The organism is Streptomyces sp. NPDC048257 (genome assembly GCF_043201855.1).
Taxonomy (GTDB): domain Bacteria; phylum Actinomycetota; class Actinomycetes; order Streptomycetales; family Streptomycetaceae; genus Streptomyces.
In genome coordinates this window covers 1-17815 of sequence record NZ_JBICZI010000042.1, presented here as the reverse complement: position 1 = coordinate 17815, position 17815 = coordinate 1, and the positions used below count along the sequence as shown (strand labels likewise).

Genomic DNA, 17815 nt, shown 5'->3' with positions numbered 1-17815 from the left:
CGTAAATGGTGAACGAGGAGAAGTACCTCGATTACCTCAAGCGGGCGACGACCGACCTCCGCGAGGCCCGACGACGGCTGCGCGAGGTGGAGGAACGGGAGCAGGAGCCGATCGCCGTCGTGGCGATGAGCTGCCGCTACCCCGGGGGGATCGACACCCCCGAAAAGCTGTGGGACCTCGTCGCCCACGGCCGGGACGCCGTCTCCGCCTACCCCACGGACCGCGGATGGGACGCCGAAGTCCTCTTCGACCCCGACCCCGAGACCGGGATCGAGGCCTACGAACAGGTCGGCGGCTTCCTGCACGACGCGGCCGACTTTGACCCCGCGTTCTTCGGGATCTCGCCGCGCGAAGCCCTCGCCATGGACCCCCAGCAGCGCCTGCTGCTCGAAACGTCCTGGGAGGCCTTCGAGCGCGCGGGCATCGACCCGGCGTCGCTGCGCGGCAGCCGTACCGGAGTCTTCGCCGGGCTGATGTACCACGACTACGCCGCCCGGCTGTTCAGCGTGCCGGAGGAGATCGAAGGCTTCCTCGGCAACGGCAGCTCCGGCAGCATCGCCTCGGGCCGGATCGCCTACACCCTCGGACTCGAGGGCCCCGCCGTCACCATCGACACGGCCTGCTCGTCCTCGCTGGTCGCCGTGCACCTCGCGGCCCAGGCACTGCGCAACGGCGAGTGCACGCTCGCCCTCGCCGGCGGCGTCACCGTCATGTCGACTCCCGGCACCTTCACCGAGTTCAGCCGCCAGCGAGGCCTGGCGGGCGACGGCCGCTGCAAGTCGTTCGCGGCTGCGGCGGACGGTACGGGCTGGGGCGAAGGCGCCGGCATGCTCGTCCTGGAACGGCTCTCCGAAGCCCGCAGGAACGGCCACCCCGTCCTGGCACTGGTCCGCGGTTCGGCCGTCAACCAGGACGGCGCCAGCAGCGGCCTGACGGCCCCCAACGGACCCTCCCAGCAACGCGTCATCCGCCAGGCACTCGCCGGTGCGCGGCTGTCCGCCACCCAGGTCGACGCGGTCGAGGCCCACGGCACCGGCACCACTCTGGGCGACCCGATCGAGGCGCAGGCCCTGCTCGCCACCTACGGTCAGGACCGTCCCGAGGGCCGCCCGCTGTGGCTGGGCTCCATCAAGTCGAACATGGGCCACACCCAGGCCGCCGCCGGTGTCGCGGGCATCATCAAAATGGTCATGGCGATGCGCCACGGCATCCTCCCGCAGACCCTGCACGTGGACGAGCCGACCCCGACCGTCGACTGGTCCGAGGGCGCGGTCTCACTGCTCACCGAGTCCGTGCCGTGGCCCGAGACCGGCGCGCCCCGCCGCGCGGGAGTCTCGTCGTTCGGCATCAGCGGCACCAACGCCCACACCATCCTCGAACAGGCCCCGGATGCCGTCGAGGCCGAATCCGGGACCGAGCCGCCCGCGGCCCTCGCACCGCCCGTGCCGCCGCTGTGGAACCTCTCCGCCAAGACTCCGGCCGCGCTGCGCGCGCAGGCCGGGAAGCTGCACGCCCACCTGACCGCACACCCCGGCCTGCGCCCCGGGGACATCGCCCACTCGCTCGCCGCCGGACGCACCGACTTCGAGCACCGGGCAGTCCTCACGTCCGCCGACGGGCCGGGCCTCACCCGTGCGCTGGAAGCCTTCGCGGACTCGGCTCCCGAGGACACGGCACCGGGGGTCACCCAGGGCCGCCCGGTCTCCGGGAAGCTGGCGTTCCTGTTCACGGGGCAGGGGAGTCAGCGGCTGGGGATGGGCCGTGAGCTGTACGAGGCGTATCCCGTCTTCGCGGACGCGCTCGACGAGGTCTGTGAGCGGCTGGATCTTGAAGTGCCGCTGAAGGACGTCCTGTTCGGGTCGGAGGCGGATCTGCTGGACGAGACCGCGTATACGCAGCCTGCGTTGTTCGCGGTCGAGGTGGCGTTGTTCCGGCTGGTGGAGCGCTGGGGTCTGAAGCCCGACTTCCTGGCGGGTCATTCGATCGGTGAGATTACGGCTGCGCATGTGGCGGGGGTGTTCTCGCTGGAGGACGCCTGTGCTCTGGTGTCTGCGCGTGGGCGGTTGATGCAGGCGCTGCCGGCCGGCGGTGTGATGATCGCCGTTCAGGCGTCGGAGGACGAGGTCCTGCCGCTGCTCACCGACCGGGTGAGCATCGCCGCGATCAACGGTCCGCAGTCGGTCGTGATCGCGGGTGACGAGGCCGAGGCGGTGGCGATCGCCGAGTCCTTCACCGACCGTAAGTCCAAGCGGCTCACGGTCAGCCACGCCTTCCATTCGCCGCACATGGACGGCATGCTCGACGCCTTCCGCAAGGTGGCGGAGGGCCTCTCGTACGAGCCTCCGCGCATCCCCGTGGTCTCGAACCTCACCGGCACCCTGATCTCCGACGAGATGGGCTCGGCCGAGTTCTGGGTCCGGCACGTCCGCGAGGCCGTCCGTTTCCTCGACGGCATCCGCGCTCTCACCGAACGCAACGTCGTGCACTTCGTCGAACTCGGCCCGGATGCCGTGCTCTCGGCCATGGCGCAGGACTGCCCCTCCGCCGACATCGCAGCCTTCGTGCCCGTACTCCGCAAGGGCCGTTCCGAGACCGACTCGCTGACCGATGCCCTCGCGCGGCTCCACGTGCGCGGGGTGGCCGTCGACTGGGACGCGTACTACTCCGGTACGGACGTCCAGCGCGTCGACCTGCCCACCTACGCCTTCCAGCGCGAGTCCTACTGGCTCGACGCCGGCCGGCCCCTCGGGGACGTCTCCTCGGCCGGGCTCGGAGCGGCCGATCACCCGCTGCTCGGCGCCGCCGTGGCTCTCGCCGACCTCGACGGTTTCCTCTACACGGGCCGTCTCTCGCTCGACACCCACCCCTGGCTCGCCGACCACAGCGTCATGGGTTCCGCCGTACTGCCGGGCACCGCCTTCGTCGAACTGGCCATCCGCGCCGGCGACCAGGTCGGCTGCGACCTGCTCGAAGAACTCACCCTTCACGCGCCGCTCGTACTGCCCCGGACCGGCGGCGTGCAGATCCAGTTGTGGGTCGGCGCACCGGACGCCACCGGCCGCCGCACCCTTGGTGTGCACTCCCGCCCCGAGCCCGCCCCGGACGCTGTCGGCCTGGACGCCGACGCGGGAGAGCCGTGGACCCGGCACGCCGACGGTGTGCTCGCCACGGGTGCCCCGCAGCCGTCCTTCGCCCCCGACGTCTGGCCGCCGGCCGGTACCACGCCCCTGCCCGTCGACGAGCTGTACGCCCGGCTCGCCGAGGCAGGACTCGAGTACGGCCCCGCCTTCCAGGGCGTACGCGCGGCCTGGGCGAGCGACGAGGCGACCTACGTCGAGATCGCGCCCGCCGACGGCCAGCGGGCCGATGCCTCGCTGTTCGGACTGCATCCCGCGCTCCTCGACTCGGCGCTGCACGCCATCGGTCTGACCGGGCTCGTCGAGGACACCGGCCGCGGCCGGCTGCCGTTCTCCTGGACCGGGGTGTCCCTCTACGCCGTGGGCGCCTCGGTGCTGCGGGTACGGCTGTCCAAGGCCGGACCGGATGCGGTGTCCCTGGCCCTTGCCGACGGAGCCGGACAACCCGTGGGCGACATCGCCTCGCTCACTCTGCGCACTGTCTCGGCCGAGCAGCTGGACACCCGGCAGGGCGGTCACCACGACGCGCTGTTCCAGGTGGACTGGACCCCGCTGACCCTGCCCGGTGCCGTCGACGACCGCTGGGCCGTGCTCGGAGATTCGGTCCCCACCGACGAGCCGGGCGACGGCGTCGCCCGCCACGCGGACGTGGAGGCGCTGAGCGCGGCCCTGGGCGCAGGTGCCCCGGTGCCGGACGCCGTACTCGTACGCCACCCGGCCGTGCCCGAACTCACCCCCGAGGCGGTTCACCGGGCAGCGCACCGGACCCTTCGCCTGCTGCGGCACTGGCTCAGCGACGACCGGCTTGCCGACAGCCGTCTCGTCCTGCTCACGCACGGCGCGGTCGCCGCGGGAGCCGGTGACCAGGTGCCAGACCCGGTGCACGCCGTGGTCTGGGGTCTGGTCCGCTCCGCACAGTCCGAGCACCCGGGCCGGTTCCTGCTCGTCGACAGCGATGGCGGCACCGGTTCCGGCGTCGACGGGGTGTCCTGGCAGACGTTCAGTGCTGTGCTCGCCTCCGAGGAGCCGCAGGTCGCCCTGCGCGACGGCGTGGCCCACGCACCCAGGCTGGCCAAGGTTCCCGCCGGCGCCGCCGTCGAGACGCCGTCGTACGCCCCCGACGGCACCGTCCTCGTCACCGGGGCCAGCGGCACTCTCGGCGGGCTCGTCGCCCGGCACCTCGTGACCGGGCGTGGTGTGCGGCGTCTGCTGCTGCTGAGCCGCCGGGGTGCCGATGCGCCGGGCGCCGGTGAACTCACCGCTGAGCTGGTCGGCTTGGGTGCGCAGGTGTCGTGGGCGGCGTGTGACGCGGGGGACCGGGACGCGCTCGCGGCCGTCCTGTCCGCTGTTCCTGCCGCGCACCCGCTCACCGCGGTCGTCCACACGGCCGGTGTTCTCGACGACGGTGTGATCGGCTCGCTCACCCCGCAGCGCCTCGACACGGTCCTCCGTCCGAAGGCCGATGCCGCCCTCCACCTGCACGAACTGACCCGCGACCTGCCCCTGTCCGCCTTCGTCCTCTTCTCCTCCGCAGCCGGGGTCTTCGGCGCACCGGGTCAGGGCAATTACGCGGCTGCCAACTGCTTCCTGGATGCTCTCGCCCAGTACCGGCGTGCCCGCGGGCTCCCCGGCCGGTCGCTGGCCTGGGGGCTGTGGGAGGACGCCGAAGGCATGGCGGGCGCCCTCGACCGCGCCGACCTCGACCGGATGAAGCGCGGCGGTGTCCACGGTCTCACCGCCGCCGAGGGTCTCGCGCTCCTCGACCTCGCCGACGCCCTCGGCACGATCCATGACGACGAGGGGACGGCCGGACGGGCGCTGCTCGTGCCGATGCGACTGGGCCTTCCCGCCGGCATCCCCGGCGCTGAAGTGGCCCCGCTGCTGCGCGGATTGGTCCGCACTCCCGCGAGGCGTGTCGCGGCCGGAGCCACCGCCGGAACCGGGCCGGACCTCTCCGCTCTCGAACGGCGGCTCCTCGGCCTCGACGCGTCGGAGCGGGAGCGGCTGCTCCTCGACCTCGTCCGCGGCCATGTCGCCGACGTACTCGGCCACGACTCCCCGGGCGCCATCGACCCCGAACACGCCTTCAGCGAACTGGGCTTCGACTCCCTGACGGCGGTGGAACTGCGCAACCGCCTGGGCGCGGCCATCGGCCGGCGGCTGCCCGCCACGCTGATCTTCGACCACCCGACCTCGCTCACGCTCGCCCGCCACCTCTCCGGTGAACTCGGCGGGGACCAGCACACGTCCGCACCCACCGGGCCCGCGCCCACCGTGATCGACGACGACCCGATCGCCATCGTGGCGATGAGCTGCCGCTACCCCGGCGGCGTGACCACCCCCGAGGAGCTGTGGCAGCTCCTGGAGGGCGGCGGGGACGCGATATCCGGCTTCCCCGCCGACCGAGGCTGGGACATCGAGACGCTGTACGACCCCGATCCCGACCACCCGGGCACCTCGTACACCCGCCACGGCGGCTTCCTGCGCGACGCCGCCGCGTTCGACCCGACGTTCTTCGGGATCAGCCCGCGCGAGGCTGTCGGGACGGACCCGCAGCAGCGGCTCCTCCTGGAGACCACCTGGGAGGCGTTCGAACGGGCCGGGATCGACCCGGCCACCGTGCGCGGCAGCCGGACCGGTGTGTTCGCCGGCGTGATGTACCACGACTACGCGGCCCTGCTGGAGCGCTCGAAGGACGGAGCGGACGGCTCCCTCGGCTCGGGCAGCACCGGCAGCATCGCCTCGGGCCGGATCTCGTACACCTTCGGTCTCGAAGGCCCCGCCGTCACGATCGACACCGCCTGCTCGTCGTCGCTCGTAGCCCTGCACATGGCCATCCAGGCGCTGCGCACCGGCGAGTGCGACATGGCGCTGGCCGGCGGTGTCACCGTCATGGCGACCCCCGGCACCTTCGTCGGCTTCAGCCGTCAGCGCGGCCTGTCCGCCGACGGCCGCTGCCGGGCCTTCTCGGCCGACGCCGACGGTACGGGCTGGGGCGAGGGCGCCGGAATGCTCCTCGTGGAGCGGCTTTCGGACGCCCGCAGGAACGGTCACCCGGTCCTGGCCGTGGTCCGTGGCTCGGCGATCAACCAGGACGGCGCGAGCAACGGGCTCACGGCTCCGAACGGTCCGTCGCAGCAGCGCGTGATCCGCGCGGCCCTCGCGAGCGCGGGTCTGTCGGCCGCCGAGGTGGACGCGGTCGAGGCGCACGGCACCGGTACGACGCTCGGAGACCCGATCGAGGCGCAGGCGCTGCTCGCGACCTACGGTCGGGAACACACCGAGGACAGCCCGCTGTGGCTCGGCTCGATCAAGTCGAACATGGGCCACACGCAGGCGGCCGCCGGTGTCGCGGGCATCATCAAGATGGTCCTTGCCATCGAGCACGGCGTGCTGCCGCGCACCCTGCACGCGGAGCAGCCCTCGCCGCACGTGGACTGGTCGGAGGGCGCGGTCTCGCTGCTCACCGAGTCCGTCCCGTGGCCGGAGACGGGCCGTCCGCGCCGCGCGGGTGTGTCGTCGTTCGGTATCAGTGGCACCAACGCGCACACGATCATCGAGCAGGCGCCGCAGGAGGTTACGCCGGCCCCGGCTGACGCGGTGGTCGTGCCGAGCGTGCTGCCCCTCCAGCTCGCGGGCCACAGCGCCGAGGCCCTGTCCGCCCAGGCCCGTGCGCTGAGCGCACACCTGGCGGCACACCCCGGCCTCCCCCTCGCAGACCTGGCGTACTCCCTGGCCACGAGCCGTGCCACGTTCGGCCACCGGGCGGTCCTGCTCGCGACGGAGGGCAGCACGGCCGCCGCGGCGCTCGACGCCCTCGCCGACCGGCGCACGGCTCCGGGCTTGGTGCGGGGCACGGTCAGCAAGGGCGGTCGCACGGCGTTCCTGTTCACGGGGCAGGGGAGTCAGCGGCTGGGGATGGGGCGTGAGCTGTACGAGGCGTATCCCGTCTTCGCGGACGCGCTGGATGCGGTGTGTGCCCGCATGGACCTCGAAGTGCCGCTGAAGGATGTGCTGTTCGGGGCGGATGGTGCTGCGCTGGACGAGACCGCGTATACGCAGCCTGCGTTGTTCGCGGTCGAGGTGGCGTTGTTCCGGCTGGTGGAGAGCTGGGGTGTGAGGCCGGACTTCGTGGCCGGTCATTCGATCGGTGAGATCGCGGCTGCCCATGTGGCGGGGGTGCTGTCCCTCGACGATGCGTGCACGCTGGTCTCGGCCCGCGGCCGGCTGATGCAGGCGCTGCCGGCCGGCGGTGTGATGATCGCGGTGCAGGCGTCGGAGGACGAGGTTCTGCCGCTGCTGACCGATCGGGTGAGCTTGGCTGCGATCAATGGTCCGCAGTCGGTCGTGATCGCGGGTGACGAGGCCGAGGCGGTGGCGATCGCCGAGTCCTTCACCGGCCGCAAGACGAAGCGGCTCACGGTCAGCCACGCCTTCCATTCGCCGCACATGGACGGCATGCTCGACGCCTTCCGCGAGATCGCCGAGGGCCTCACCTACGAGACTCCACGGATCCCCGTCGTCTCCAACCTCACCGGCGCTCTCGTCACCGACGAGATGGGCTCGGCCGACTTCTGGGTCCGGCACGTCCGCGAGTGCGTCCGTTTCCTGGACGGCATCCGCGCCCTGGAGGCCGCGGGCGTGACCACGTACGTCGAACTCGGTCCCGACGGCATCCTGTCGGCGATGGCCCAGGAGTGCGTCACCGGCGAGGGCGCGACCTTCGTGCCGGTCCTGCGCTCCGGCCGTCCCGAGGCCGAGACCGTCACCACGGCCCTCGCCCAGGCGCACGTCCGCGGGATCGCCGTCGACTGGCAGGCGTACTTCTCCGGGACCGGCGCCCAGCGCGTCGACCTGCCCACCTACCGCTTCCAGCGCGAGCGCTACTGGCCCGAGACCGGCATCCCCCTGCCCGGCGACACAGCCGGGCTCGGGCTCGCCGCCGCCGGCCACCCGCTGCTGGGTGCGGCCGTGACACTCGCGGACGCCGACGGATGCGTCCTCACCGGCCGGCTCTCCCTGCGTACGCATCCCTGGCTCGCGGACCACGTCGTCATGGGGTCCGTGCTGCTTCCGGGAGCGGCTCTCGTCGAACTGGCCCTGCATGCGGGCGAACGCGCCGGAGCCCGTGCCCTGGACGAGCTGACCCTCCAGGCCCCCCTGGTACTGCCGCACGAGGGCGCGGTCCAGCTGCAAGTCATGGTCGGTGCGCCCGATACCTCTGGCCGCCGCACGGTGGCCGTGTACTCCCGCCCGGACGTCGACGACGAACCGTGGGTCCGGCACGCCGACGGACTGCTGGTGGACGAGGTCCGGGGCGCCGCCGTCGACCTCGGCGTCTGGCCACCGGCCGGTGCGACCGCCGTGCCGGTGGACGACGCCTACGAGACCTTGGAGGCCTCCGGGCTCGCATACGGCACCCTGTTCCGGGGGCTGCGGGCGGCCTGGCGGCGCGCCGGAGAACTGTTCGCGGAACTGGCCCTGCCCACGGAGGCGCAGGCGGACGCCGACGCGTTCGGGCTGCACCCCGCGCTGCTGGACTCGGCGCTGCACACCCTGGCACTGGGTGATCTGCTGTCCGGCCCGGACACAGACGAAACAGCCGGTGCCGCACGGCTGCCGTTCGCCTGGCGTGGTGTTCGCCTCCACGCGGCCGGCGCCTCGGCGGTACGGGTCCGGCTGGCCGAGGCCGGTCAGGGCGCGGTGTCGCTGGAACTGGCCGATGCGGCGGGTGCACCCGTCGCCTCGGTGGATTCCCTGGTGCTGCGGGCGATGTCGTCCGAGCAGCTCGGCGCGGCAAGCGTCGGCCGCCAGGAGTCGCTGTTCCGGATCGAATGGACGGAGCTTGCGGCCGATCGGACGGCGGTTCCGGCCCGTGCCGAACGGGCACTGCTGGGACCGGAGGTGCGGGGGCTGGATGCCACGCCGTACGCCGACCTGGCCGCGCTGGCGGCTGCGGACTCCGACGTGCCGGAGCTCGTGTTCATCACTACGGGAGCAGAGTCAGAGGGAGCGCCGCAGGCTCGGGCGGACGGTGACGTCCTGCCGGAGATGGTGCATGTTCGGGCCTCCGACGCGCTCACGCTCGTACAGGCATGGCTGGCCGAGGAACGCTTCGCGTCCTCCCGGCTGGTGTTCGTCACCCGCGGTGCCATGACCGCAGGTTCGGCCGAGCCGGTCCGCGATCTCGCGGGTGCTGCGGTGTGGGGCCTGGTCCGCTCCGCCGGTACCGAGCATCCCGGTCGGTTCGCTCTCGTCGACCTCGACGGCGATGCTCTGCCCGGGCAGACCGTGGCGACGGCCCTGGCGACAGGGGAGTCGGAACTGCTCGTACGCGCGGGCTCCCTTCTCGTGCCGCGTCTTGTCCGTGCTGCTGTTGCTGGTGGTGCCGGTGGTGAGCTGGATGTCGATGGCACGGTGTTGGTGACGGGTGCGAGTGGCTCGTTGGGTGGTTTGTTCGCCCGTCATCTGGTGGTTGAGCGTGGTGTGCGGCGTCTGTTGTTGGTGAGTCGTCGTGGTGAGGCTGCGGAGGGTGCTGCTGAACTGTCAGCGGAGTTGGCCGGGTTGGGTGCCGATGTGCGGTGGGCGGCGTGTGATGTGGCCGACCGTGATGCGCTGGAGGCCGTTCTGGGCGGGATTCCGGCCGAGTATCCGTTGACGGGTGTGGTGCACACGGCTGGTGTGCTGGACGACGGTGTGGTTGCGTCGCTCACGCCTGAGCGTGTGTCGGGGGTGTTGCGTCCGAAGGTGGATGCGGCCTGGAATCTGCATGAGCTGACCCGTGGTCTTGATCTGTCGTTGTTCGTGTTGTTCTCGTCGGCTGCTGGTGTGTTCGGTGGTGCCGGTCAGGCGAACTATGCGGCGGCGAACGTGTTCCTGGATGCTTTGGCTCAGCACCGCAGGGCGCAGGGCCTGGCGGCTACTTCCCTTGCCTGGGGCCTTTGGGCCGGGTCCGCCGGTATGGCGGGCGGGCTGGGCGCCGATGAGGTGTCGCGTCTGGGTCGTGGTGGTGTCGGTGGGCTCTCCGCGGAGGAGGGTGTGGCGTTGTTCGATGCCGCGTCCGCTTCCGGGCAGGCGTTGTTCGTTCCGGTGAGGCTGGATCTGGGGGCTCTCCGGGCGCAGGCCAGTGGTGGTGGCATGCTGCCGCCGCTGCTCAGCGGCCTCGTCCGTACCCCCACCCGCCGCGCCGCAGGCACCGCCGACGCTGCGACATCCGCCCCGGCGGAACGCCTCACCGGACTCTCGGCCGCCGAACAGACCGCTCACGTCCTGGAGTTGGTCCGGACGCAGGTTTCCACGGTCCTGGGATACGCCGGGCCGGAGGCGGTCGAGAAGGACCGCTCGTTCCGCGAGCTGGGCTTCGACTCGCTGACCGCCGTCGAGCTGCGCAACCTGCTCGGCGCGGCAACGGGGCTGCGCCTTCCCGCCACGCTCGTCTTCGACTACCCGACCTCGGCGGTCCTGGCCGACCACCTGCGGTCGGAGCTGATCGGAACCGCGCCCGTGACGTCGGCTCCGGTCGTTCTCGCGGCCCGGGACGACGACGAGCCCATCGCGATCGTGGGCCTCGGCTGCCGCTACCCCGGCGGTGTGGAGAGCCCGGACGACCTCTGGCAGCTCGTCCTGGAAGGCCGGGATGCCATCGCGGAGTTCCCGGACGACCGGGGCTGGGACGTGGACGCGCTGTTCGACGCCGACCCCGACCAGCAGGGCACGAGTTACGCCCGCGAGGGCGGCTTCGTCCGCGACGCCGGCCACTTCGACCCGGCGTTCTTCGGGATCTCGCCGCGCGAGGCCGTGGCGATGGACCCGCAGCAGCGGCTGCTCCTCGAAACCTCGTGGGAGGCGTTCGAGCGGGCCGGCATCGACCCGGCGACCCTGCGCGGCAGCCGGACCGGCGTCTTCGCGGGCGTGATGTACCACGACTACGCTTCCCGGCTCACGGCTCTCCCCGAGGGCGTCGAGGGCTTTCTCGGCACGGGCAACGCGGCGAGTGTCATCTCCGGACGACTGTCGTACGCCTTCGGCCTGGAAGGCCCGGCCGTCACCGTCGACACGGCCTGCTCGTCCTCGCTGGTCGCCCTCCACCTCGCGGTGCAGGCGCTCCGCAACGGCGAGTGCTCCCTTGCCCTCGCGGGCGGTGTCACGGTCATGGCGACCCCTGCTCCCTTCGTGGAGTTCAGTCGCCAGCGCGGGCTCGCGGCCGACGGCCGGTGCAAGGCGTTCTCGGCCGACGCCGACGGCACGGGCTGGTCCGAGGGCGCGGGCGTCCTGCTGGTGGAGCGGCTCTCCGACGCGCAGCGCAACGGTCACCCGGTGCTTGCGGTGGTCCGTGGTTCGGCGATCAACCAGGACGGGGCGAGCAACGGTCTGACCGCTCCGAACGGCCCCTCGCAGCAGCGGGTGATCCGCCAGGCCCTGGCCAGCGCGGGTCTGTCGGCCGCCGAGGTCGACGTCGTGGAGGCGCACGGCACCGGCACCACCCTGGGCGACCCGATCGAGGCGCAGGCACTCCTCGCGACCTACGGTCAGGAGCACACGGCCGAGCAGCCGCTGCTGCTCGGCTCGATCAAGTCGAACATGGGCCACACGCAGGCCGCTGCCGGTGTTGCGGGCATCATCAAGATCGTCCAGGCCATGCGCCACGGTGTCGTACCCAAGACGCTGCACGTGGACGAGCCGACCCCGCACGTCGACTGGTCGGCGGGCGCGGTCACGCTCCTCGGCTCGGCCACCCCGTGGCCCGAGACCGGCCGTCCCCGCCGCGCGGCCGTCTCTTCCTTCGGCTTCAGCGGCACCAACGCGCACGCCATCATCGAGCAGGCCCCCGCCCCCGCGGACCTGTCCGACGCACGACCGGATCCCGCTCGGACTCCCGGCAGCCTGCCGTGGCTCCTTTCGGCGAAGGGCACGGACGCCCTGCGCGACCAGGCCGCCCGGCTGCGGGCGCACGCGATCGGGCACCCCGATCTGTCCCCCGCCGACATCGGCTACGCCTTGGCCACGAGCAGGACCGCGCTCGACCGCCGGGCCGCCGTGGTCGCCGGGGACCGCGAGGGGTTCCTCGCGGGGCTCGCGGCGCTCGCCGAGGGTGCCACGGCGGCCACCCTGACGGAGGGATCGCCGGCCGGTGGCAAGCTCGCGTTCCTGTTCACCGGGCAGGGCAGCCAGCGCCTGGGTACGGGCAGGGAGTTGTACTCCACGTATCCCGCCTTCGCGCGGGCCCTGGACGCCGTCTGCGACAGGTTCGACCTGGACGTACCGCTGAAGAACGTGCTGTTCGGGTCCGACGCGGACCTGCTCGACCGGACCGCGTACACCCAGCCCGCTCTCTTCGCCCTTGAGGTCGCGCTGTTCCACCTGGTCGAGAGCTGGGGGCTGAAGCCCGACTACCTGGCCGGGCACTCCATCGGTGAGGTCGCCGCAGCCCATGTGGCCGGGGTGCTCTCCCTCGACGACGCCTGCACCCTCGTCGCCGCCCGCGGACGGCTCATGCAGGCGCTGCCCACCGGCGGCGTGATGATCGCGGTGGAGGCCACCGAGGCGGAGATCACCCCGCTGCTCACCGACCGGGTGAGCATCGCCGCCGTCAACGGCCCCCGTTCGGTCGTCGTCGCCGGCGACGAGGATGCCGCAGTCGCGATCGCCGAGGCCGTCGAGGCCCAGGGCGGAAAGACCAAGCGCCTGACGGTCAGCCACGCCTTCCATTCGCCGCACATGGACGGCATGCTCGACGCCTTCCGCCAGGTGGCCGAGGGGCTTTCGTACCGGACTGCGCTCATCCCGGTCGTCTCCCACCTCACCGGCACCCTGGTCACCGACGAGATGGATTCGGCGGACTTCTGGGTACGTCACGTCCGCGAAGCGGTCCGCTTCCTGGACGGCATCCGCACGCTGGAGGATGCGGGCGTCACCACGTACGTCGAACTCGGCCCCGGCGGCGTCCTCTCCGCGATGGCGCAGTCGTGCGTCACGCGCGACGACGCGGCCTTCCTTCCGGCCCTGCGCGCCGACCGCTCCGAAGAGGAGACGATCGCCTCGGCCGTCGCCCAGGCACACCTGCGCGGGATCACCGTCGACTGGGACGCGTACTACTCCGGCACCGGCGCCCGGCGCGTCGACCTGCCGACGTACGCCTTCCAGCGGCAGCGCTACTGGCTGGAGGCCCCCGCCCACGCCCCGGGCGGGGACGTGACGTCCGCCGGGCTCGGCTCCGCCGGGCATCCGCTCCTCGGGGCGGCCGTCGAACTGCCCGACTCGGACGGGTTCCTGCTCACCGGGCGGCTCTCGCTGCGCACGCACCCCTGGCTGGCCGACCACAGGGTGGCGGGCACCGTCCTGCTGCCGGGCGCCGCGCTGGTGGAGCTCGCCGTGCGCGCCGGGGACCACGCCGGCTGCGATCTGCTGGAGGACCTCACGCTCGAGGCTCCGCTCGTGCTGCCCGAGGCCGGCGGGGTACAGCTGCGGCTCGTCGTGGCCGAACCCGACGCGTCGGGGAGGCGGGTGTTCCACATCTACTCGCGCCCGGAGGACGCGGCCTTCGAGGAGCCGTGGACCCGTCACGCCGGCGGTGTCCTGGCCGTCGAGGGCGCTCACGCGGCCGAGGCGCAGCCCGAGTGGCCGCCGGCCGGAGCCGTCCCCTGCCCGGTGGAGGAGCTCTACCCGTCGTTCGACGCCATCGGGCTCGGATACGGTCCCGCGTTCCGCAACCTGCTGCTGGCCTGGAGGCGCGGCGACGAGGTGTTCGCCGAGGTCGCCCTCGCCGAGGACCGGCGGCCGGAAGGCGCCCTGTACGGGCTCCACCCGGCGCTGCTCGACGCCGCCCTGCACGCGGTCGGCCTCGGGGACTTCTTCCCCGACGGCCCTGAGGGCGCCAGGCTGCCGTTCTCGTGGGACGGCGTGCGGCTGCACGCCGTGGGCGCCTCGGCGCTCCGGGTACGGATGGCGCCGGCCGGCCAGGACGCGGTCACGCTGGCCGTCTCCGACGAAACGGGACAGCCGGTCCTCACCGTCGACTCGCTCGTCCTGCGTCCGCTGGCCGTCGGCGGTCTCGGCGGCGCGGACCGGGGACCGGGCCCCTTGCGGGACGCGCTGTTCCAGGTCGACTGGCCCGCGCTGCCGCTGCCCGAGGCACAGTCACCGGCCGGCGGCCGCTGGGCCCTGCTGGGTGGCGACCCGCTGAAACTGGGTGCCGCGCTGGAGCGCACCGGGGTTCTGGAGCCCGCCGCGGTGTTCGGCGCGACCTCCGAGGGCACCGGCGGGCACCACCCCGACCTGTCCGCTCTTGCAGACGCGGTCGAGCTGGCCGAGGCACTCGGGGAACCCGCCCCGGAGACGGTCCTCGTCTCCCTGGCACCCGGCCTCGGCACGGCGGGCGGCCTCGCGTCGGCCGCCCACTCCGCTGCCGCGGACGCGCTGGAGCTGATCCAGTCCTGGCTGGCGGACGAGAGGCTCGCCGGTTCCCGGCTGGCTCTCGTCACCCGTGGCGCCGTCGCGACGGACCCCGACGAGGACGTGGAGGACCTCGCACACGCGGCGGTGTGGGGACTGGTGCGCTCCGCGCAGGCCGAGCACCCCGGCCGGCTGGTCCTGGTCGACCTCGACGGCGAGGGCGACTCGTACCGGGCCCTGCCCGCCGCGCTCGACACCGATGAGACCCAACTCGCCGTACGCGACGGGGTCGTCCGGACTCCGCGACTGGCGCGAGCGGTCCTCGCTCCGGTGGCGGACGGCGCGGCCTCGGGCCGTGCTCCGGACCCGGAGGGCACCGTCCTGGTCACGGGCGCCAGCGGCACCCTCGGCGGCCTGCTGGCCCGGCACCTGGTGACGGAGCACGGTGTGCGGCATCTGCTGCTCACCAGCCGCAGGGGAGCCGCCGCGGACGGCGCCCTGCAACTCTCGGACGATCTGACCGCGTTGGGTGCGCAGGTCACCTGGGCGGCGTGCGACGTGGCCGACCGGGACGCGCTGGCCGAGCTGCTGGAGTCCGTACCCACGGCCCATCCGCTGACGGCCGTCGTGCACACCGCCGGTGTGCTGGACGACGGCACGATCGAGTCGCTGACCGCCGAGCGGATGGAGACGGTGCTGCGGCCCAAGGTCGACGCCGCGTGGAACCTGCACGAGCTGACCCACGGACTGGACCTGGCCGCATTCGTCCTGTTCTCCTCGGCGGCCGGTGTGTTCGGCAATGCCGGGCAGGCCAACTACGCAGCGGGCAACACCTTCCTGGACGCGCTCGCCCAGCACCGCCGGGCCCAGGGCTTCACGGCGGTCTCACTGGCCTGGGGGCTGTGGGACGACGCGGCGGGCATGGCCGCCACCCTCGATGAGCAGGACCGGCGGCGCCTGAGCCGGGGCAGCATGAGCCCGCTGTCGGCGGCCGAGGGGCTGGCGCTCTTCGACGCCGCGCTGCCGGGCAGGGCACCCTCCGGCGCTGTGCCCGAGGACGCGCGGACCGCGAGCGTACTCGTGCCCGCGCGGCTCGACCTGGCCGCACTCCAGGCCCAAGTGGCAGACGTCGTACCGCCCTTGCTGCGCGGCCTGCTCCGTACTCCGGTACGGCGCAGGGCGAGCGGCGCGGCGGCCGACGCGCCCGACTCGCTCGCGCAGCGGCTCGCCCAACTGCCGCCCGCCGAACGGGAGCGAGTGCTGCTCGACCTCGTCTGCACCCAGGTGGCCCAGGTGCTGGGCCACAGCGGCGCGGCTGCCATCGAACCGGGAAGCGCCTTCAAGGAACTCGGCTTCGACTCGCTGACCGCGGTGGAGCTGCGCAACCGGCTCGGTGCGGTGACGGGGCTGCGCCTCCCCGCCACGCTCATCTTCGACTACCCGACCCCCGAAGCGCTGAGCGGACATCTTCGCTCCGCGCTGCCCCTCGCCGACGACGGGCCGTCCGTCTTCAGCGAACTCGACCGGCTGGAGGCCGCCCTGGGCGCAGCGGACGCGGACAGCGTCACGCGCTCACGGATCACGATGCGCCTCCAGGCCCTCATGACCAAGTGGAACGACGCACAGGACTCGAACGGTGCCGCGACGGACGAGGACGCCGACGACGACGCCCTCGAAACGGCGACCGACGACGAGCTCTTCGACCTGCTCGACGACGAGCTCGGCACTACCTGAGAAGCCGCGCGGTGCGCCTCCCCTCCGGCTCTCCGGGCGGGGGCGCCTCCGCCCCAGCAACAGGCCATGGGATCCCGCACGCCGGGACCCCGGGCCCCCAGACGACCGACCGTACAACCGCCTCTCTGGCATGGAGCCCACGCAATGGTGAACGAGGACAAGCTTCGCGACTACCTCAAGCGGGCGACCGCGGATCTGCGCCAGGCCCGCAGGCGGCTGCGCGAGGTCGAGGAGAAGAACCACGAACCCATCGCCATCGTCGCGATGAGCTGCCGCTATCCCGGCGGCGTCCGCAGCCCCGAGGACCTGTGGCGGCTCGTGGAGAACGGCGAGGACGCCGTCTCCGGCTTCCCCGTCGACCGGGGCTGGGACGTGGAGTCGCTCTACGACGCCGACCCCGACAGCGCCGGATCCAGCTACGTCAGCGAGGGCGGCTTCCTCTACGACGCCGCCCGCTTCGACCCCGCCCCCTTCGGGATCTCGCCGCGCGAGGCGCTCGCCATGGACCCGCAGCAGCGTCTGCTGCTCGAAACCTCCTGGGAGGCGTTCGAGCGCGCGGGCATCGACCCGTCGTCCGTGCGCGGCAGCCGGACGGCCGTCTTCGCCGGTGTGATGTACCACGACTACACCGCGCGCCTCGATTCCGTGCCCGAGGGCGTCGAAGGCTTCCTCGGCACCGGCAGCTCCGGGAGCATCGCCTCTGGCCGTGTGGCGTACACGTTCGGTCTGGAGGGCCCGGCGGTCACCGTCGACACGGCATGCTCGTCCTCGCTCGTCACCCTGCACCTCGCCGTCCAGGCGCTGCGGGCCGGCGAATGCTCGCTGGCGCTGGCGGGCGGTGTCACCGTGATGGCGACCCCCGCGACCTTCACCGAGTTCAGCCGGCAACGCGGCCTCGCGCCGGACGGGCGCTGCAAGCCCTTCGCGGCCGCCGCCGACGGTACGGGCTGGGGCGAAGGCGTCGGCATGCTGCTCGTCGAGCGCCTTTCGGACGCTCAGCGCAACGGCCACCCGGTGCTTGCGGTGGTGCGTGGTTCGGCGATCAACCAGGACGGTGCGAGCAACGGTCTGACGGCTCCGAACGGTCCGTCGCAGCAGCGCGTCATCCACCAGGCGCTCACCAACGCCCGTCTGTCGGCGGCGGACGTGGACGTCGTCGAGGCACACGGTACGGGTACGACGCTCGGCGACCCGATCGAGGCGCAGGCCCTGCTCGCCACCTACGGCCAGGACCGGCCGGCCGACCGGCCGCTGCTGCTCGGGTCGGTCAAGTCCAACATCGGTCACACACAGGCCGCGGCGGGTGTCGCGAGCATCATCAAGATGGTCGAGGCGATGCGCCACGGCGTGGTGCCCAAGACCCTCCACCTGGATGAGCCGACCCCGCACGTGGACTGGGAGGCGGGTGCCGTCTCCCTGATCGGCGAGAAGATCGCCTGGCCGGAGACCGGTGAACTCCGTCGTGCGGGTGTGTCGTCGTTCGGGTTCAGTGGGACGAATGCGCATGTGATTGTGGAGCAGGCTCCGGTGGTTGAGGGGGTTGTGGGGGATTC

General features: G+C 72.6%; 2 protein-coding genes. Both read left to right on the top strand.

Annotated features, from left to right (window positions below; genetic code table 11):
* Positions 1–5: 5 nt before the first annotated feature.
* Positions 6–16262, top strand: coding sequence for a type I polyketide synthase (locus ACGFZK_RS36810; RefSeq protein ID WP_393853191.1), 16257 nt, complete (start codon positions 6–8; stop codon positions 16260–16262).
* Positions 16263–16409: 147 nt separating this feature from the next.
* Positions 16410–17815: type I polyketide synthase (locus tag ACGFZK_RS36805; protein WP_393853190.1), on the top strand; the 1406-nt coding region annotated here is incomplete at its 3' end.